General features: G+C 66.5%; 18 protein-coding genes and 1 pseudogene. 5 read left to right on the plus strand and 14 right to left on the minus strand.

Features of this window, described 5'->3' with window-relative positions; all coding sequences use genetic code 11:
• The 5 genes from ADBZ6K_RS00005 to ADBZ6K_RS00025 form a co-directional block, all read right to left on the minus strand.
• On the minus strand, positions 1-833 hold an 833-nt coding region (locus tag ADBZ6K_RS00005), incomplete at its 3' end, for an amino acid permease (protein WP_526343792.1).
• A 10-nt stretch (positions 834-843) separates the two neighbouring features.
• Complete coding sequence (locus tag ADBZ6K_RS00010; protein ID WP_526343793.1) at positions 844-1,242, minus strand: hypothetical protein; 399 nt, start codon at positions 1,240-1,242, stop codon at positions 844-846.
• A 235-nt stretch (positions 1,243-1,477) separates the two neighbouring features.
• Positions 1,478-3,268: a gamma-glutamyltransferase family protein gene (locus ADBZ6K_RS00015; RefSeq protein WP_526343794.1), complete on the minus strand. Its 1,791-nt coding sequence runs from the start codon at positions 3,266-3,268 to the stop codon at positions 1,478-1,480.
• Between the two features lie 23 nt (positions 3,269-3,291).
• Positions 3,292-4,134 carry an NAD(P)H-binding protein gene (locus ADBZ6K_RS00020; protein ID WP_526343795.1) on the minus strand — a complete coding sequence of 281 codons (843 nt, stop codon included), beginning with the start codon at positions 4,132-4,134 and terminating at the stop codon, positions 3,292-3,294.
• A complete protein-coding gene (locus ADBZ6K_RS00025) occupies positions 4,131-4,583 on the minus strand; it encodes a nuclear transport factor 2 family protein (protein WP_526343796.1) in 453 nt (150 codons plus the stop codon). The genes ADBZ6K_RS00020 and ADBZ6K_RS00025 overlap by 4 nt, the downstream gene beginning before the upstream one ends.
• A gap of 147 nt (positions 4,584-4,730) precedes the next feature.
• Here ADBZ6K_RS00025 and ADBZ6K_RS00030 point away from each other — a divergent pair, with 147 nt between their 5' ends.
• The 3 genes from ADBZ6K_RS00030 (at position 4,731) to ADBZ6K_RS00040 (ending at position 8,043) form a co-directional block, all read left to right on the plus strand.
• Positions 4,731-5,351, plus strand: coding sequence for a TetR/AcrR family transcriptional regulator (locus ADBZ6K_RS00030; protein WP_526343797.1), 621 nt, complete (start codon positions 4,731-4,733; stop codon positions 5,349-5,351).
• Positions 5,352-5,832: 481 nt separating this feature from the next.
• On the plus strand, positions 5,833-7,338 hold the full coding sequence (locus tag ADBZ6K_RS00035; RefSeq protein ID WP_526344313.1) for an adenylate/guanylate cyclase domain-containing protein: 1,506 nt from the start codon (positions 5,833-5,835) through the stop codon (positions 7,336-7,338).
• Between the two features lie 45 nt (positions 7,339-7,383).
• Positions 7,384-8,043, plus strand: coding sequence for a TRIC cation channel family protein (locus ADBZ6K_RS00040; RefSeq protein ID WP_526343798.1), 660 nt, complete (start codon positions 7,384-7,386; stop codon positions 8,041-8,043).
• Between the two features lie 22 nt (positions 8,044-8,065).
• Here ADBZ6K_RS00040 and ADBZ6K_RS00045 read toward each other — a convergent pair whose 3' ends face one another.
• Positions 8,066-9,454, minus strand: coding sequence for an L-serine ammonia-lyase (locus ADBZ6K_RS00045; protein WP_526343799.1), 1,389 nt, complete (start codon positions 9,452-9,454; stop codon positions 8,066-8,068).
• Between the two features lie 468 nt (positions 9,455-9,922).
• Positions 9,923-10,348: an Ldh family oxidoreductase gene (locus tag ADBZ6K_RS00050; protein WP_526343800.1), complete on the minus strand. Its 426-nt coding sequence runs from the start codon at positions 10,346-10,348 to the stop codon at positions 9,923-9,925.
• Between ADBZ6K_RS00050 and ADBZ6K_RS00055 the strand changes: the two genes are divergently transcribed.
• Positions 10,337-10,525, plus strand: a complete 189-nt coding sequence (locus tag ADBZ6K_RS00055) for a hypothetical protein (protein ID WP_526343801.1) — start codon at positions 10,337-10,339, stop codon at positions 10,523-10,525. The two genes, ADBZ6K_RS00050 and ADBZ6K_RS00055, sit on opposite strands and share 12 nt — an antisense overlap.
• A 22-nt stretch (positions 10,526-10,547) precedes the next feature.
• On the opposite strand, the pseudogene ADBZ6K_RS00060 reads toward ADBZ6K_RS00055, so the two are convergent.
• The 6 genes and pseudogenes from ADBZ6K_RS00060 to glyA form a co-directional block, all read right to left on the minus strand.
• A pseudogene (locus tag ADBZ6K_RS00060) lies at positions 10,548-10,817 on the minus strand (nitroreductase/quinone reductase family protein); the annotation flags it as partial.
• Between the two features lie 169 nt (positions 10,818-10,986).
• A complete protein-coding gene (locus tag ADBZ6K_RS00065; RefSeq protein ID WP_526343802.1) occupies positions 10,987-11,580 on the minus strand; it encodes a sarcosine oxidase subunit gamma in 594 nt (197 codons plus the stop codon).
• The gene (locus tag ADBZ6K_RS00070) at positions 11,573-14,455 is read right to left on the minus strand and encodes a 2Fe-2S iron-sulfur cluster-binding protein (protein WP_526343803.1); all 2,883 of its coding nucleotides are present in this window, start codon (positions 14,453-14,455) and stop codon (positions 11,573-11,575) included. The genes ADBZ6K_RS00065 and ADBZ6K_RS00070 overlap by 8 nt, the downstream gene beginning before the upstream one ends.
• On the minus strand, positions 14,455-14,730 hold the full coding sequence (locus tag ADBZ6K_RS00075) for a sarcosine oxidase subunit delta (protein ID WP_526343804.1): 276 nt from the start codon (positions 14,728-14,730) through the stop codon (positions 14,455-14,457). The genes ADBZ6K_RS00070 and ADBZ6K_RS00075 overlap by 1 nt, the downstream gene beginning before the upstream one ends.
• Before the next feature lie 28 nt (positions 14,731-14,758).
• Positions 14,759-16,006 (minus strand): sarcosine oxidase subunit beta family protein, encoded by a 1,248-nt coding sequence (locus tag ADBZ6K_RS00080; RefSeq protein ID WP_526343805.1) that lies wholly within the window; start codon positions 16,004-16,006, stop codon positions 14,759-14,761.
• Positions 16,003-17,331, minus strand: a complete 1,329-nt coding sequence (gene glyA / locus ADBZ6K_RS00085) for a serine hydroxymethyltransferase (protein WP_526343806.1) — start codon at positions 17,329-17,331, stop codon at positions 16,003-16,005. Before glyA ends, ADBZ6K_RS00080 begins: the two co-directional genes overlap by 4 nt.
• A 441-nt stretch (positions 17,332-17,772) precedes the next feature.
• On the opposite strand from glyA, the gene ADBZ6K_RS00090 reads away from it, so the two are divergent.
• On the plus strand, positions 17,773-18,402 hold the full coding sequence (locus tag ADBZ6K_RS00090) for a GntR family transcriptional regulator (RefSeq protein WP_526344314.1): 630 nt from the start codon (positions 17,773-17,775) through the stop codon (positions 18,400-18,402).
• A gap of 28 nt (positions 18,403-18,430) precedes the next feature.
• On the opposite strand, the gene purU is transcribed toward ADBZ6K_RS00090, so the two are convergent.
• Positions 18,431-19,276 (minus strand): formyltetrahydrofolate deformylase, encoded by an 846-nt coding sequence (purU, locus tag ADBZ6K_RS00095; protein ID WP_526343807.1) that lies wholly within the window; start codon positions 19,274-19,276, stop codon positions 18,431-18,433.
• Positions 19,277-19,295: the final 19 nt, after the last annotated feature.

The following is a 19,295-nucleotide window of genomic DNA, read 5'->3' on the forward strand; positions in this document are numbered from 1 at the left end:
AGCGCTCCGGGATCGTCAGCAGCCGTAGCGACCACGTCCGAATGAGCGGCGACCAGTGTCCAAGTCGAGATCACGAACACCACGGTGAGCATGCCGAGCCCGATATAGGTGGCGCGTGCGATGGCGCGGTGTCCGCCGCGGGCCTCTTCGGAATAGATGGTCGACGTTTCGAATCCACCGAAGCACAGCAGGATGAAGACCAGACTCAGCGCCAGATTGCCGCTGAACATCTCAGCCGCAGACAACGGTTGCAGCGTCCATCCGTGCGGGTTGCCGATCCACACTGCGACCGCCAATACACCGACAAACACGAACTGCAGCACGGACGAAGCGGTGGTGACCTTTTCGGCGGTATGTACGCCTCGCATGCCCAGAATTGCGAGCAGCACGAGGGTCGCGGCGGCAAAGATGAACCACGGAATCTTCACCCCGACATAGGATTCGATGGCCATCGATGCGTAGAAGCCGGTGGCCGCCGACATGCCCGCTGCGGCAGCGTTGTAGGCGACAGTGGCGACGAACGCCGCCGCGGCGCCGGCAGGACGGCCCAAGCCGAAGCTGACGAACGCGGCCTGCCCGCCCGCGCTACGCACATAGCGCGCCAACAGCAGATAGCCCGCCGCGAACGTCGCCAAGAGCAACGCCACCACGGCAAACAAACCGACGGTGCCCACGCCCACCCCGAAGGCCAGGCTGACCGCGATGTTGGTGGCCAGTGCGGTGAGCGGGGCGGTGGCCGCCACGATCATGAAAACCATGCCCGTCACGCCGATACTATTGGCGCGCAGGGCCAGAGCGCTCGCGGGGGCCGCGATGGTGGGTTCGGTAGTCACGGGCGTGCGCTCACTCGCTCAAGCCAAGGATGCGGCCGTGCTGGTTCCACGCCCACGGCTGCTCGCTCGCCGAGGGCGACGGGTCCAACAACTCGACCACGTAGTGGACCACGGTCTCGGTGCCGATGTTGCGGATGCGATGCGGCGTCAGCGGGGCCTGGTTGCCGACGGTCTTGTACAGCACGAAACCGGGGTCGGCCTCTTGGGTCAGGCCCCAATCGGGATCGCCGAGCTGCTGAGCCTGGGCGCGGCCGGCATGGGGCCAGATCACCACATGATCGTGGAAGTGCTGATGGTAGTCGAACATTCCACCGTTTCCCTCCAGCGTCATGGCCCAGACTCGTACCCGGTCGTTCTCGAACAGCAGTGTGTCGCCCGGGGTCGGCGGAATCGTTGGGTTGTCGGTCATGGAGTTACCTTCCCTGGTAGTTGATTGCGTGCAGATACGCTGAATTGCGTTGCAAGCAATTGATGGTGGCCGACGACTTCGTCGGGTAACGCTAAATCCGGTGTGGTCGTGTCAGATTCGTGTCATGCGAGTTTCTCGGAGCGGGTGCGCATGATTTCCAGATGGGCGCCGGTCACCGTTTGGGCCTGGTCGCCGGCACCTGATGAGGGCGCGGATCGCCGTCGGTGTGTCGGTGTCATCGGCCCGCCGCGTATCCCAAGCCGCCACGCGGGTTGGCCGCAGCCGTCAGTTCCCCGGTACTGGGATTCCGGCCAACGGCTGACAGCCGACCGAGCGACCACGGTCCCGACAGGTTCAGGTCGTGGCCGCGGGCGCGCAGCGCGGCGATCGCGTCACGGCCGAGCCTGTCCTCGACGACCAGTCCGGCAGGTGACCACACCCGTGGCCAGAAGGAACTCGGCTGATGGGTGGTGTGGAAGGCGGGGGCATCGATGGCCTCCTGCGGGGCCGCGCCGCCGATCACCCGGCGCAGGATGTAGGGCACCTGCCACTGGTCCTGCTGATCGCCACCGGGTGTGCCCAGCGCTTCGACGACGTCGCCGTTGTACATGAGCATCGTCGGGGACAGGGTGGTCCGTGGCCGGGCACCGGGTCTCAACGCGGCCGGGGAGGTCTCGTCGAGCCATGTCATTTGTAATCGGGTACCGGCGCAGAAACCCAACCCCGGCACCGCCGGTGAGGACTGCAGCCAGCCGCCCGACGGCGTGATGCTCGCGATATTCCCGCTGCGGTCGACCACATCGATATGGCAGGTGTCACCGCGGGTTTCGCCTGAAGCGCGCACGGTAGGCTCACCCACGCCTGCAACTTCGCCGTCGGTTCCGGTGGCCAGCGGCGGAGTGAACGGAGTGCGGCCGGCCACCATGCCGGGTCGCCATTGCGCGCTGGCGCGATCGCCGATCATCGCCGCGCGCGTACGCGCGTAGTGTGAGTCGAGAAGGTCAGGGAGAGGCACAGTGGGGCCGGATTCGCCGTAATACGCGTCCCGGTCGGCGAACGCGAGTTTGAAAGCCTCCGCAACGAGATGTACCCCCTGTGCGGTCGACGGGTCCAGCTCGGCATCGCTGAACTGCGAGAGGATGGCGAGCGCCTGCAGCATCACCGGCCCGGACGCCCACGCGGCCGATTTCACTACCTCGACACCCCGGAACGACAACTCCACCGGCGCCTCCCATGTGGCGCGGAAGGACGCCATGTCCTCGGCGCCCAACACTCCCGCGTAGTCACCGCCGTCGGCGTGCCGGTGTGGAGCCGCCAGAAACGCGGAAAGCTCTTGTGCGACAAATCCTTCACGCCACAGCCGGTGCACACTGTCGATGCGCTCGACCCGGGTGGTGCCGCGTGCGCCGGCGACCAGACGCTCCAGTGTGGCGGCCCAGACCGGGTTGGTCACCACATCACCGGCGCGGGGCGCCCGGCCGGTAGGCATCCATAACGCATACGACGACGGCCAATGCTCGCGAAACAGAGACTCGACCGTCTGCAGGATCGCCGCCCATCGGTCATCGACGGGTACGCCGTCATGCGCGTACTGCATCGCGTACTGGGCCACATCGGCGAATTCCCATGTGCCGCAATCACGTAATAGCAGCAGCAGCGCGGGGAAGGCGCCGGGAACCGACGCGGCGAGCCCGCCGGCACCAGGCACGGAGTTCAGGCCCAAACCCCGCATATGCTCGATCGACGCCCGGCGGGGGGCAGGACCCTGCCCGGCCAGCACGCGAGGATTCCGTCCCTCCACTGCGACCAACCCGACCAAGTCGCCGCCCGGGCCGTTGAGGTGAGGTTCGGCGACATGCAGTACCAGACAACCCGCCACGACTGCGTCGAAGGCATTGCCACCGCGTTCCAGCACACTCTGGGCGGTACCAGTTGCTAGCCAATGAGTCGACGCCGCCATCCCGTGTCGCCCGCGCAGCGTGGGGCGCGTGGTGAAGCCCCGAACGTGGCTAGATGCACTTAACATCGGGTGAAGTGTCTGCAATCTGATCACCGGCTGACGTGGGCGGTGAGAAACCTCCGCAGCGACGTTGGCGGACGGCCCGTGACGTCGGCGACCGCGCCGGTGGTGAAATCCTGTTCGCCCGACCGGATCCGTCCGTCGAGCGCCGCCAGGCCGGCCGCGAAGTCGGCAGCGGCACCGGCGGCAACAAGACGTGCGGCCAATTCGTCGACGGTTAGCTCCACGTAGGCCACGGGGCGCTGGAGCACCTCGGAAACGATCTGCGCAGCCTGCCGATAGGACAGTGACTCCGGGCCGGTCAGGACGAGCTCATCGGCCAACGGAGGCATAGCGATAAGCGCCTGTGCGGCCACGGCCGCGATATCGGCCGCGTCGATGAATCCAACACGTCCCTCCCCGGTCGCGGTCACCACCTGCCCGTGATCGCGGATGCCATCGGCCAACGGATGGGCCCCGACGAAGTTCTGCATGAACCACGACGGTCGCAGGACTGTGTGCTCGGCGAACATTTTCACCACCAGGTCGTGGATCTTGCCCAGTCCTGGTTCGCCGCGTTCGACGGCCGATGAGCTCAGCATGACCACGCGCCGGACCCCAGCTGCGGCGGCCTGATCGAGGAATGGCTGCACCGATGCCACCGGGTCCGCCGCGCCAATCGGTGCAACCAGATAGACCGCGTCGACCCCGGCAACCGCCACGGCGAACGTCGCCTGGTCGGCCCAGTCAAAACGCACCGCGTCCGGATCGGCGGGGTCGGGGTTGCGGCTGGCCGCCCGTACCGTTAACCCCTTGCGGCGCAGTTCCTCAACGATCCGAGCGCCGGTGTTGCCGGTGGCCCCAGTCACGAGGATCGTGGCGCACTTACTCATCGGGGGCTGTCTCCGAACGTTTCGGTCAGTGCCGCGTTACCAAGGGAATCCGTGACCGCCAAGGGGTTCCAGTAGTCGCGGTAGAGCCGAATTCCCTGGTGCCCTACGGTGATCACCGAGATGTAGCGCATCCGGTACGGGCTGCCGGTCTGTACGGCGACTCCCTCGACGGAGAACTCGAGGATCACCGTTTCGGGATCAAGGGTGTGATGGCGGGTGTCCTCGGTGATGATGTCCAACCGGATGGCCTTGGTGTAATCCTTGACGTAGTTCCACACCTCGTCGCGGCCGAGCAGGCGGGGATATCCCGGCGGCGCAAACGGGAACTCCATCACGCCATCGACGGCCCACTGGTCGGCGAACGCCCGCATATCGTGTCGCCGCAAGCTGTCGAGCAGGGTGTCGATCACCCGATCGGCGTTGACGCGCCGTGGGTCCTGACCGGACATCGCACTCCTTCGAATTCGCAAACCCAGGCACCAGACCTGTCGCGGTGGCGCTGGGACGGACGATTGGTAGCGTAGCGGAACGGAATGGTTCCGTCTCGTCGAAGGTTTTTGGGATGCCAATGGCGGCCTGTCTATTACGGTGTGTTGATGAGTGAGCTGCTGATGTCCCGCGGAGCCGGCAACGCAGCGCTTCGCTCTGATGTCACCGACGGCATCATCGAATCGGTGCTCGACGAACTCGCCGAGGTCGGCTACGGGAAACTGTCGATGGACAGCGTGGCCCGACGCGCCGGATCCGGAAAGGCCGCCCTCTATCGGCGCTGGCAGTCCAAACAGGAGATGGTGCTCGACGCCGTCACCACCATCAGTACACCCACCCTCAGCGCGGAAACCTCCGGGGACCTACGCACAGACCTCGTCGATCTCGTTTCCAGCGCAAACGACTGGCTTGGCGGCACACGGATGAGCCGGATCCTGCCTGACCTTCTCGCCGAGGCCAAACGCAATCCCGACCTGGCGGTGGCTCTGAATCGACTGGCCGCAACCCGCCGCGAACATGCCCTGCGCATGATCAACACCGCCGCGTCGCGAGGGGAGGTCGCGGCAGACGCCGACATCGAGTACGCCATTGACCTCATGGCCGGACCCATCTTCTGGCGGATTTGCGGACGCCGACAACAAACAACGCCGGAATTCTTGGAACGAGTGGTCGGCACCATACTTCACGCACTTGCGGCAGACCCGGCCTCAACTCCACGCCGGGTTTGATGTATTCACATGCCGTCAACTTTGGCGTTGGTGCAGGCTAGGGCCGTCATTGGTCGAATGCGTTGGCCCGTGCGCTTCGTGCGGTCGCCCTGACCTGTCCCGAGCCCACCGAACGAACATCGTTGTTCAAGCGGCACTCGACTGCACGAGATGCACTGCCGCAGTGCGGATTTGTTCGAAGAAGCACGTACGCGCCTCGCCTGCAGCGCGATGCTGCGGCGCAGCCACAGCCGGGTGGCTGCGCGGCCCCAGCTACGCCTGGCGCTTGAGGCGTCGGACCGACTTCGGGCGTGTCCCCGGGCCGACCCGGCGGCGTCGGAGGATCGATAGGCGGTGCAGCTGAGGCAACTCGACACCGCGCGGATCCGGGCAGCCTCCAACCGCCGGCGAGCCGTGTTCCCGCTGCCTTGCAGGACAGAGTGTCAAAGCCCCACAATCTTGATGTACTCGGACTCAGCGATGTACAGACACGGGGGTGGCGATGAGTCCCGCAACGCAGTATGCCGATAGTGCAGGCTGTTCTGTCGCATTCCAGGTCGTCGGGCAGGGACCGGTCGACGTCATCTTCGTGCCGGGACTGATGTCCCATCTCGACCTGCAGTGGAGTGACCCGCAGGTCGCGGGTTTCCTGCGTGAGATTGCTACGGGAGTCCGGTTGATCGTGATGGACCAGCGTGGAGTCGGTCTATCGGATCGCGCAGATACGGTGGCTACCGTCGAAGTACGATCCAGCGACATCGCAGCCGTCCTCGACGCTGCTGGGGCTGCTCAGCCCATCGTGATCGGTCATTGCCATGGTGGACCGCCGGCGGCGGTCTTCGCGGCGATGTACCCGGAACGCGTCTCCGGGCTGATCCTGATGTCGACGTTCGCTCGGGGCATCCCCGACGGCCGCCCGGGTGCGCTCCCAGAAGGCACATTGGCTATATGGGAAACGGCGACGGAGGATTGGGGCAGGGGACACTCACTGCGCTTGTTCGCGCCGAGTCGTCATGAGGGCGGCCTATACCGCAGACTCTATGCCTCGTTCGAACGGTCGGCGCTCACTCCGGGGATGGCGCGAGCCGCCGTCGCAAGCACGCGCGAGATCGACATCTCTGGAGTGCTACAGTCTGTCGCCGCGCCGACGTTGGTCATTCACTGCGCCGAGGACTTCATACCGGTAACTTCAGCGGAGTATTTGGCCAGCCTGATTCCCGATGCTCGGCTGACCGTCTTTCCAGGATCAGACCATGTTCCTTTCGCTGGGACCGCGTCCCCCGAAATCGCCTCAACGATCAACGAATTCATAGCACTGCATCGGCATCCTGCGAAAGCCGTTGCGGGATCGCATTTCGCCGCAATGTTGATGATCGACATCGTTGATTCAACCAGCACCGTGGTTCGCGTCGGGGACTCCGCTTGGTTGTCGCTACTCAGGGATCACGATGCGGCCGTTCGCGAAGAGATCGACCGCCACCACGGTGAGTGTACAAAGTTCACTGGTGACGGCTATCTGGCGATTTTCCGCCAGTGCGAGTCCGCTCTGGAATGTGCGCAGGCGTTGACCCGGATAGCTGCACGATTCGGTTTCGTTACGCGCTGCGGGGTCAATGCCGGCGACTACCAGCCGTTCGGCGACGACGCGATCGGGATGCCGGTGATCGTCGCAGCTCGGCTGATGGACCGGGCGCAACCGGGCACGGCATTGGTGGCGGAATCGGTGATGACTGCGGTCGCCGGCGCGGGCTACCGGTTCGGACAGCGTGAAACGTTGGTGCTCAAGGGCGTACCCTTCTCTGTGTCGGCGGCTCGACTCGAAACCGACACTGCACCACCCACCGGCACATGGCGCACAGTGGCGTGGGGCTCCCACCAGGATCGACGGTCGGCCGACAGATTGGTCGTTGCAGTAGCCCGAAGGTTTCCCGGGCTGGTTCGAAGGGCAGCTTCGATGCCTTTGCGTCAGTTCATGTCGGGGACGATGGCCGATCGATCGGTTGGCTGAGCAATGCCCAGCTCGTTCGATCTTCGCCCGTGATAGGCATGTCAGGTGACGACGCAACCACCGCTGCTGCTGGTGCTGGATCTGGCCGGTACTTTCGCATTCGGGCTCAACGGAGCGCTGACAGCGGTGCGCGCGGCGAGTCTCGACATCCTGGGTGTGGTGACTCTGGGCATGATTACGGCCCTGGGCGGCGGGATCATTCGTGACCTCTGCATCGGTGCGGTACCGCCCGCCACGTTCGGCGACTGGCGGTACTTCGCACTCGGGTTCGCCGGCGGGTTACTGGCGTTCTTCCTCAGCAAGCGGCTTTCTCGGCTCGAGACACCCATCACGGTCTTCGATGCGATCGGGCTGAGTGTCTTCGCCGTCATCGGCGCGAGCAAGGCGATCGACTACGGCCTCGGCATCGCGCCGGCGCTGCTGCTCGGTGTCATCACCGGCGTCGGCGGAGGGACGATCCGCGACATCATGATCATGCAGGTTCCCGTGGTGTTGCGCCACGAGTTGTACGCGATCCCTGCTTTGGTGGCCGCGGCGATCACCGTCGCTGCCATGGCGCTGGACATCTACGGTTTGGCTACCGCATTGGTGGCTGTGGCGGCCTGCTTCCTCATCCGCATGCTGGGCGTGCGGTTCGACCTCAACCTCCCCGGGCCGCCGGGCCGCGGCCGGGGTTCGGCCCCGCCCGAGTCGGACGCCCCGTAACCCGGGCCTCGGCGATGGCGAGTCAGCACTCGACGTAGTTGACCGGCACGTTCACCGCCAGACCCCCGGTGGAGGTCTCCTTGTACTTGGAGTGCATGTCGGCACCCGTCGTGCGCATCGTCTCGATGACTTGGTCGAGGGTGACGTGGTGGGTGCCGTCACCCCGCAGGGCCATCCGGGCGGCGTTGATCGCCTTGCCCGCCGAGATCGCATTGCGTTCGATGCAGGGGATCTGCACGAGACCCCCGATGGGGTCACAGGTCAGTCCGAGGCTGTGCTCCATGGCGATCTCGGCGGCGTTCTCCACCTGTTCCGGTGTGCCGCCGAGGATCTCAGCTAGACCGCCGGCGGCCATCGAGGCCGCGGACCCCACTTCGCCCTGGCAGCCGACCTCGGCTCCCGAGATCGACGCGCGTTCCTTGTAGAGCGAGCCGATCGCTCCCGCGGTGAGAAGGAAGCGAATTGCGGTTCCGTCGGGATCGCGCCGACCTGCGGGCGTGTAGTGCGTCGCGTAGTGCATCACCGCGGGCACGATTCCGGCGGCGCCGTTCGTCGGAGCGGTGACAATCCGCCCTCCGGAGGCATTCTCCTCGTTGACCGACAGCGCGATCAGGTTCACCCAATCCTCCGCGAACTCCGGTCGCCGCTCGGGGTCCTCTTCGCTGAGGCGTTCGTACCAGTCCTTCGCCCGTCGTCGCACGTGCAATGACCCGGGCAGGTAGCCGTCGCGGGTGATACCGCGCTCTTCGCATTCGACCATCACGTCACGGATATGCAGTAGCCGATCGTGGATCTCGTCCTCGGCGCGGTTCTGCTTCTCGATCTCAAGCATGAGTTCGCTTATGCTGCAGCCATTTCGGCTGCACAGCTCGAGCATGTCCTTCGCGGAGCCGAACTGCAGGCCGCTGGTACTGGCTGAATCCGCTGTCCGCTGCCGACTTTCGGCCTCGGTGACGACGAAACCGCCTCCGACGGAGAAGTAGGTTTGGCGATGGAGTTCCGTTCCGTCGGCGCCCAACGCGGTCAACGTCATGCCGTTGGGATGGAACGGCAAGACCGTCAACGGTCGCAACACGATGTCCGTCTCGGCGAAAGCCAGGTCGCGTGAACCGCCGAACGCGATATGCCCCGTCGCGCGCATGGCGTCGACGCGCTGCTCCATGTGGTCGGTTTCGATGTCCTCGGGCCGATGACCCTCCAGCCCGAGTAGGACGGCGGTCATCGTGCCGTGCCCGGCGCCCGTCGCCGCCAGTGAGCCGTACAGATCGACCCGCAGGTCGGTGACCTCGTCGAAGGCGCCCATGGTGCGGAGGTCGTCGACGAACCGCGCCGCGGCGCGCATGGGTCCTACGGTGTGGGAACTCGACGGCCCGACACCAACCGAGAACAGCTCGAAGACACTGATCGTCATGGGGTCACCGCCGAAACCGCCGCCCCGTCATGCCGAGGGCCGAGCGGTCGGGCCTGGCCGGACGGCGACTGCTGAGTGGGCACGGCTTCCCCTCTCCGGACGGAACGCGCTAGACGGCCTGATATATAAGTCGTGTAGCAACAGTAGGTCAGTATTCGGGCGGCGTCAAGGCGACCGACCGGTAACCGCGTGCCAACGCGCTAGACCGTGCCGATGCCACAAGTGAGCGACACGTCAAGAGGCGGACAGCGGTCTCGGGGTCCCGGTGGACATCGAACGCCAGACACCCGGCTCATCGCGCTGTGCAGCCGCATTGGTCGTGATCGCGTCCACGAATTCATCGATCTTGTCTGGCCGGACGTCGAGTGTCACGAACAGCCTATACATCCTTCACCGCACCTTACAACGTGGCCACACCCGCCCGACCGGCGAGGGTGTTGAGTTCGGCAACGGTTGCTTCGGCCAACGTCACCGTGCCGCCCGCCCGCTGCACGGCACGGTTCTCCAACTCCCCCGGGAAACAGGATCTCCGCGCCGGGGACGGCGGGGCAGCCCTTCTCCATCGAGCGCCGCCTGGGGGTCGGTGGTCGGGATCCCGGACGCATCGATGGCCCAGCCCTCAGGCAGGCGCTGGCCGTGTTCCTTTGCGGCATAGACCTTTCCGCGGGCGACGCCGGTGTTGGCGATGTCGGGGACGACGGTGCCGTGCCGCCCCGACGGCACGGCAATGGACCAGGGGTTGACTCCGTACTGCTGGGCCGCGGTGGCGGCCAGATCGGCGGCGTGGTCGGTGATGATCTGGCCGATGCCGTCGGCGCCGTCGAGCACCCGGTCAAGTTCGCCGCCACCCAGCCCGTACCCGAGCTGGACGGTTCCGAAGCGTTGCGGTTGCACGGGCTGGACCGGCTCAAGGTGGGGATGAATCCGGTACTGCTGGAGATTCGGCGCACCGACGGCCGGTGCGAGGCGATCGCGCTCGGTGTGTGCATCGACACCACCTATGAGATCGACTACCTCACCCACGGTGGCACGCTGCCGTACGTGATCCGCAAATCGGTTCAAGCGAACTGAGGTGTCGGGGAGATTTCGGGAATCAGGCCGGCGTCAGCCGCAGCACCGGGATGGTGCGAATGCCGTCGGTACTCGCCGCGTCCGTGCGAAAGCTGACGTACATGCGCTCAGCCAGCGAGTACAGTCGATCGTGATCGGCACCGGTCGTGGCGCGGGCGACAAAGCGCCCACTTCGGCCGTGTGCGAACAGTTCGCATCGCGGATTCTTCAGAAGGTTGTAGTACCAATTCGGGTGCCTGGCCTGGCCGTAGTTCGACGCGACCAAGATGACGTCGTCACCGTCGGTGTAGTACGCGAGCGGGGTCGGCGCGTGGAATACCGTTCAGAAGGTCAACCGACATGCCGGAATGCTAACCGACCACGTCCCCGCGGTCGGCTCCGTTCGTGCGGGGTACCGCACGCCACGAGCGTATTCCGGCGCCGCTGAGCCTAGAGCAGCGTGTCTCATGCACCCCACGGAGCTACCAGTCGACGCCGAACTCCTCAGCGGCGTCGATCAGCCAGTCCGCCAGGTACCCCGCGAAGGAGGACCGGACCAGGATCCGGTAGTCGGTTCCGTTGTGGTCCAACGGGATCAGCACAACGGCGGCCTGGCCTAGCATGGTCTGCGCCGCGGCGCCTGTGCCGAACACCCGGGGATGCAGATCCAGCGAGCAGCCCTTGGCCAGCACATCACGGGCGCGTGCGCCACGCAGCCGCATAGCGGTGCGCTGCGCGGAGACGTCCACCGCCGCGCCGCCGTGATCGCCCACGGCGTCCCGAAGTCGGGTCTCGAGTTCCTCGCCGGCCAGAGCCGTCGAGGTGACCAGCCGTTCCTGCGGACCCATCCACAGCACCGTGACGTCCGGGCCGTCGATCACGGTCGACGGGGTGGCCGGTAGGGCGGCGATGCCGAGAGCCCCTGCGGCGGCGGCGCCGTCGGGCCCGCCCGGGTCGACCCACAGATCGACCATGGCGGTGAAGGGTTCCTCGCTGACGCGCGCCGACTCGGGCAGATCCGCGAAGCGGGATTCCCAGCCCTGCAACGGACTCCGGCGGATGAGGGTGTCAGCCATCGCGGCGTGCTCCTTCGGGATCGACCAGGACGCTGCCGGTGACCTCGACGGGCACAAGCGTTCCGTCCACGGGGACGTGCAGGGTGTCGCCGATGCGGGCGTGACCGCCCTTGACCAATGCCAGCGCGAACGGGCGACCCAGTTCGGCGCTGCGGTAGCTGGACGTGACGTGGCCGAGCATCGGCACCGGGGGCGGGGGTAGCACACCGTCCGCCGTGTGCTCGATGATCTGGGAGCCCTCGGGCAGCACCGTCTCGGCGTCGGTGGGCAGCAACCCGACGAACTGCTTGCGCAGGGGATTGAGGTTCTCGCTGCGGGTGAACGACCGCTTGCCGATGAAGTCCGGTTTCTTCTTCGACACCGCCCAGCTCATGCCGAGATCCTGTGGGGTGACGGTGCCGTCGGTGTCCTGCCCGATGATCGGGTAACCCTTCTCGGCGCGCAGCACGTGCATCGTCTCGGTGCCGTACGGCGTGATCCCGTAGCGAGCACCAGCGGCGATCAGCTTCTCCCACACCGCCGCCGCATACCAGCCCATGACGTTGACCTCGTAGGCGAGCTCGCCGGAGAAACTGACTCGGCCGATCCGGACGTGTACGCCGTCCTTTTTATGCTCCTCGCGTCCGCGGTCTAGCCTGGTGTCCCGCCACGCCATGAACGGGAACGCGTCGTTGCTCACGTCGACATCGGGGAAGACGGCGCCGATGACGTCGCGCGACTTGGGGCCCGCCACGGGGAACGTGTGCCATTGCTCGGTGACCGAGGTCAACCGCACCCGCAGGTGCGGCCACTCGGTCTGCAGCCACTCCTCCATCCAGTCCAGGATCTTGGCGGCGCCGCCGGTGGTGGTGAATGCCTGGAATCTGTCGTCGGCCAGCCGCATCACCGTGCCGTCGTCGATGACCATCCCGTCGACGCCGCACATCACCCCGTAGCGCAGCATGCCCACCTTGAGAGTGCTCATCATGTTCGTGTAGAGCAGGTCGAGGAACTGCGCCGCGTCGGGCCCCTGCACGTCGATCTTGCCGAGCGTGGAGCCGTCGAGGATCCCCACGCCACGGCGCACGGCCGCGCATTCGCGCAGTACGGCGGTTTCCATGTCTTCCCCCGGCTCCGGGTAGTAGCGAGGCCGCTTCCACTGGCCCACATCCTCGAACACCGCACCGCGGGCGACATGCCAGTCATGAACGGCGGTAACGCGTTCCGGATCGAAGCGCCTGCCGCGGTTTCGGCCGGCCAGCGTCGCGAACCCCACCGGTGTGTAGGGTGCCCGGAACGTCGTCACGCCGAGGCTCTGGACCGGGACGCCGAGCAGTTCGGCGGTGATCCCCGACGCCACCACTCCGGAGGTCTTGCCCTGGTCGTGGGCGGTGCCGATGGTGGTGTAGCGCTTGATGTGCTCCATCGAACGCATACCGGCACCGACCGCGCGCACCAGGTCGGCAACCGTCGCGTCGCGCTGGACGTCGACGAACTGGCGGGCCGCACCGCTCACGCCGGCCACCCGCCACACCACCGCACCCGCGGCGGCGTCGCGTACCGAATCCGACTCGCCGACAATCGGTTCCGGCGTGCCGATGAGCCCGAGATCGGCGATCGCCGCCGCGGCCGCCTCACGTCCGGAGCGCAGGCACCCCGGCAGGTCGAACACGCCGTCGGCCGAACCGACGACGCTGACCCCGTCGAGGGCTGCATCGGGGACGAACGCGCCGAGGCCGTCGTCATAGCGCAGTGTGCCGCGCGCCTGGCTGTACAGATGTACCGCCGGATTCCAGCCGCCGCTGACCAGCAGCGCATCGCACGGAACCGGTTGGGAGGCAGCCGAACCGGTGTGCGACACCAGGGCGTGGGTGACGCGGTCATCGCCGTGGGTGCCACTGATCACCGATTCGGTGTGGATGTCGATCCCGCGGGTGGCGCACGCCTCGCGCAGGTCGACGGGTACGTCGGAACGAACATCGACGATCGCGTTGATCCGCACGCCCGCGTCGTGAAGATCGAGTGCGGCGAGGTAAGCGCTGTCGTTGGTGGTGAATACGACGGCCTGTGCGCCGACCGTGACGCCGTAGCGGTGCAGGAAGGTCCGGGCTCCGTGCGCGAGCATGATGCCGGGACGGTCGTTGTCGGTGAACACCACCGGACGTTCGTGGGCGCCGGCGGCGATGATGATGCGCCTGGCCCGGATCCGCCACACCCGCTGCCTGCTGATCGCCGCCGGAGCTTCCGCGCCGAGGTGGTCGGTGCGGCGCTGCACGGCGAGGATGAAGCCGTCGTCGTAGTGGCCGAACGCCGTGGTGCGCTGCAGGTGCAGCACGTCGGGGAAGGTGGCCAGTTCAGCGACGGCGCCGGCGACCCAGTCCAGGGCAGCCCTGCCGTCGATGGTGTCGGTGCTGCCCAGCAGCGCCCCGCCCGCTTCGCTCTGTTCGTCGATCAGCACCACCCGTGCCCCTGCCCGCGCTGCGGTCAGCGCGGCGGCCAGGCCCGCCGGACCCGCCCCGGCGATCAGCACGTCGGTGTGGACGTGGGTGGCATCGTAGGTGGCGGTGTCGGGTACCTCGGCGAGCCGTCCCTGGCCCGGGATGCCGCGTGCCACAAGGCCGTCGAACAGTTCGACGGTGGTGGCCAGCAGCATGGGCTCGGGGAAGGGGTGCTCGACCTGGACCAGCCCGCCGGTGTCCTCGGCCCAGGCGGCGGTGAAGCCACGGGGTCGGCCCAGTTTGATGCTGGTGGTCACCTGGTGCACGCCGTTGGCGAGCAGTGCCGAGGCCAGCGTGTCGCCGGGGTGTCCGGCGTACTCGCGGTCGTTGAAGGTGAAGGTGTACACGGCGTCGCGGTCGACACGGCCGCCCTGCGGGGTGCGGAAGGGTGCGTTCATCAGATCGTCGGCCTCGGCTCTCCCACGCGGTATACGCGGTGGAATCGGTAGGTGGCGGTGTCGCGGACGGCGTTGAACCAGCGCCGGCAGCCCGCGCTGTGGCTCCACCGCTCGGCGAAGAGCCCCTTCGGGTTGGCGCGAAAGAACACGTACTGCGCCCACTGTTCGTCGGTCAGCGCCTGCGGATCGTCCGGATAGGCGACGTGGGCCTGGCCACCGTAGTGGAATTCGGTCTCCTCACGCGGTCCGCACCACGGGCATTCGATGAGTTGCATGTCGTTTCCTGTGCTGGAGGGGTGGACGTCAGTGCGCGACGCCGGCGGCGCCGTGTTCGTCGACCAGTGCGCCGGTGACGAAGCGGTCCAGGCTGAACGGCGCGATGTACTCGTGCATGGTGCCGGTGGCGATGGTGTCCGCCAGGCACCAGCCCAGGCCGGGAGTTACCTTGAATCCGCCGGTGCCCCAACCCGCATTGAGGAACAGATTCTCGTAGGGTGTGTGTCCGACGATCGGCGACGCGTCGGGACAGACGTCCACGATGCCCGCCCAGGTCCGCAGCAGATGCGCCCGGGCAAAGACGGGGAACAACTCCACCGCGGCGGCCATCTGGCGCTCGATGATGTGGAACGCACCGCGTTGCCCGTAGCCGTTGTAGGAGTCGACGCCGGCGCCCATCACCAACTCACCCTTGTGCGCCTGGGAAACGTAGACGTGCACCGCATTCGACATCACCACCGTCGGATGCACCGGCTCGAGCAGCTCGGACACCAGGGCTTGCAGCGGGTGGCTCTGCAGCGGCGTGCGGATGCCGAGCATGTCGGTCAACGTCGAGGTGTGGCCCGCCGCGCACAACGCGACCTGCCCGGCGGAAATGTCGCCGCGGGTGGTGCGAACACCCGTCACGCGGTCGCCGTCGGTGACGAATCCGGTGACTTCACAGTTCTGGATGATGTCGACGCCGGCTTCGTCGGCGCGGCGGGCGAACCCCCACGCGACATAGTCGTGCTTCGCGATACCCGCGCGGGGCTGATAGGTCGCACCGAGCACCGGGTAGCGAATATCGCTGGAGATGTTGACGATCGGGCACAGCTTCTTGACCTCGTCGGGATCCACCCACTGCGCGTCGATGCCGTTGAGTTTGTTGGCCTCCACCCGACGGACGCTGTCGCGGACGTCCTGCAGGCTGTGGGCGAGATTGAGAACGCCGCGTTGGCTGAACAGGATCGGGTACTCCAGATCCTCTTCGAGGCCCTCCCACAGCTTGAGCGCGTGCTCGTAGATCAGGGCGCTCTCGTCCCACAGGTAGTTGGACCGGATCAGGGTGGTGTTGCGGGCCATGTTGCCGCCCGCCAGCCACCCACGCTCCAGCACCGCGACGTTGGTGATGCCGTGGTTCTTGGCCAGATAGTGTGCCGTGGCCAGACCGTGCCCGCCGCCGCCCACGATGACCACGTCGTACGACGCCTTCGGATCGGGTGTGCGCCAAAGGAACTCGGGATGGTCGGGCAGGTGCGCGCCGGGCGGGGTCGCCGGCGTGGAATGCGTTGTCACAGCGTGCTCTCCGTGAGGGTGGGGTAGAGCGGGAATCGCCGGCTCAGCGTGTCGACGCGGCCTCGTAGGGTGTCGAGGGCGATGTCGTCGGTGCCGGGCCGCAGCGCGAGGCTGATGACGTCGGCGACCTCTGCGAACGCTTCGAGGTCGAAGCCGCGGGTGGCCAGGGCGGCGGTGCCGATCCGCACGCCCGAGCTGACCATCGGCGGCCGAGGATCGAACGGAACCGCGTTGCGGTTCACCGTGATCCCCACCCGATGCAGCCGGTCTTCGGCCTGCCTGCCGTCGAGTTCGGAGGCGCGCAGGTCGACCAGCACCAGATGCACGTCCGTGCCGCCGGAGACCACGCTGATCCCCGCAGCTCGTGAATCCTCCTGCAGCAGGCGCTCGGCGAGGATCCTGGCGCCGTCGATGGTGCGCTGCTGGCGTCCCCGGAACTCCGGCTCACCGGCGAGCTTGAACGACACCGCCTTGGCGGCGATGACGTGCTCGAGCGGCCCGCCCTGCTGGCCGGGAAACACCGAGGAATTGAACTTCTTGGCCAGCGCTTCGTCGTTGGTCAGGATGATGCCGCCACGCGGACCGCCAAGGGTCTTGTGCGTTGTGGAGGTGACGACGTGCGCGTGCGGGACGGGGGAGGGGTGCAGCCCGGCGGCCACCAACCCGGCGAAGTGGGCCATATCGACCATCAGGTAGGCGTCCACCTCATCGGCGATCCGTCGGAACTCCGCGAAGTCGAGATGACGCGGATAGGCCGACCACCCAGCCAGGATCAGCTTCGGCCGACGTTGCCGCGCAACACTTTCGACCTCGGCCATATCCACCCGGTGGTCGTTTTCGGTCACGTGGTAGGCGGCGACATCGTAGAGCTTGCCGGAGAAGTTCAGCTTCATCCCATGGGTGAGGTGACCGCCGTGCGGGAGGGCGAGGCCAAGGATGGTGTCACCGGGGGACAGCAGTGCCGCCATGACCGCGGCGTTGGCCTGGGCGCCCGAGTGTGGCTGCACGTTGGCGTAGGTGGCGCCGAAGAGCCGGGTGACGCGGTCGATGGCGAGTTGCTCGGTCACGTCGACATGCTCGCAGCCGCCGTAGTAGCGCCGTCCGGGGTAGCCCTCGGCGTACTTGTTGGTCAGCACCGAGCCCTGCGCCTGCATTACCGCCAGCGGCGCGAAGTTCTCACTCGCGATCATCTCCAGGGTGCTTTGCTGGCGGAGCAGTTCATTCGCAATCGCCCGGTGCACCTCCGGATCGAGTTCGGCCAAGGCCTCGCCGAGGATCGGATTGGCTGCGGATGCGGTTGCGCGGGCGTCGGTGTCGAGGGTCATGTCGCCTTTCTGACATTCCAGTTGAGATTCAACTAATATATCAACTGCGGGATAGCCTAGAATTCAATCGCGCCCACGTCAACACGCATATCGCGGAAGGGCGCGGTTTCTCGCCGCGGAACGGGTGAGTCCATGGTTGCGCCCGCACGCCGCCGCGGGCACGACACCCGGGGCTCTCGCCGCCCGGGCGCCGACGGTAACGGCACGGCGGGATTTTTCGAGTCTTCCCGCCGTGGCGTCACTCTCGGCACAGCGCCGCGGGTTGCGCGGGCGCGCATGGAGGACCAGCCGGTTGAAGCCGCCAATTGATATATCATGTGTCAAACTATGTGCGGTCAGGCTTCCTGAATCTGTTCCTGCTTGGGGCCGGCCACGTCGGGAAGGATTCGGGCCGTGGCGGTTCTCGGTGTGGAGACGCCCAGCGGCAGTGACCAGGAGGTCATGTCGCTGGCGGATCGGGCATATCTGGCGATCCGCGACAAGCTGATCATGCTCGACATCCGGCCCAACGAGGCCATCGTCGAGAGCGTGCTGGCCACCGAACTCCAGGTGGGTCGCACCCCGGTGCGGGAGGCGCTCAAGCGGCTGGAAGCCGATCGTCTGGTGGTTTCCTATCCGCGCAGGGGAACGTTCGCCACCGGCGTCGACGTCGCAGATCTGCGGCATATCTCGCAGATTCGCGTCAACCTCGAACCCGTCGCCGCACGTACGGCAGCAGCGGCGGCGGGGGCGGGCGTGCGGGCCGAGCTTCTCGAGCTGGCGGATCAAACCGCCGCACTCGATGTGGACAACATCGATCGTCACGAGCTGATGCGGTGGGATCTGCGGGTGCACCGCGCGGTCTACCGCGCAGCGGGCAACCCCCATCTCGAAGACGTCCTGGTCCGGTACGACAACCTGGCCACCCGGATCTTCTGCCTGTTCCTGGACCGGTTGCCGACCGTTGCGCGTCACGTCGGCGAGCACACCGAACTGCTGCGGACCATCGCGGCGGGCGACGCCGAGTCGGCGGCGCGGATCGCACTCGACCATGTCATCGGTTTCGAGGAGTCTGTCCGCGCGATCGTGTGACATTGCACGAGAAGCGAATTCGTGCGAATCAGCTGAACACGACCGTGCGGTGACCGTGCAGCAGCACCCGGTTCTCGCAATGCCAGCGAACCGCCCGGGACAGGGCCAGCGCCTCTGCGTCCTGGCCGACCGTCGCCAGCCGGGCGGGATCGAACGAGTGGTCGATGCGGATGACCTCTTGTTCGATGATCGGCCCCTCGTCGAGGTCGGGGGTGACGTAATGTGCGGTCGCGCCGACCATCTTCACGCCGCGGTCGAAAGCCTGGTGATACGGCCTGGCGCCCTTGAAGCCGGGCAGGAACGAGTGGTGGATGTTGATCGCGCGGCCGTGCAGCGCCCGGCAGGCATCGTCGGACAGGACCTGCATGTAGCGCGCCAGAACCACCAGATCCGCGTCGAGTTCGTCGACCAGCGTAAGCAGCTCGGCCTCGGCCCGCGCTTTGGTGCTCGGGCTCACCGGGATGTACACGAATGGCAAACCCGCCGCCTCGGCCATCGGCCGCAGAACCTCGTGGTTGGACACCACCGCCACGAGTTCGCCGCCGAGGGTTCCTGCGCGCCAGCGGAAGATCAGGTCGTTGAGGCAGTGGCCCATCTTCGAGACCATCACGATCAGGCGAGGGAGCTCGGTGTCGTCGAACCGGAACGTCATCCCGAATTCCGCTGCCACCGAAGCGAACTGCTCGGTCAGCTGGACCGCGTCGACCGAGTTGTCGGTGCACGTGAATTTGGTCCGCTGGAAGAACGCCTCGCAGTCGTCGAATTGCTGATGTTCGGCGATGTCGCAGTTGCGGGAGAACAGGAAGGTGCTGACGGCGTGGACGATCCCGGGTCGTTGCGGGCAGCTCAAGGTGAGCGTGAAGTGCGGGGTCACGGTGTCTCCTCGATGACCG

Source organism: Mycobacterium sp. (assembly GCF_044223235.1).
Taxonomy (GTDB): domain Bacteria; phylum Actinomycetota; class Actinomycetes; order Mycobacteriales; family Mycobacteriaceae; genus Mycobacterium.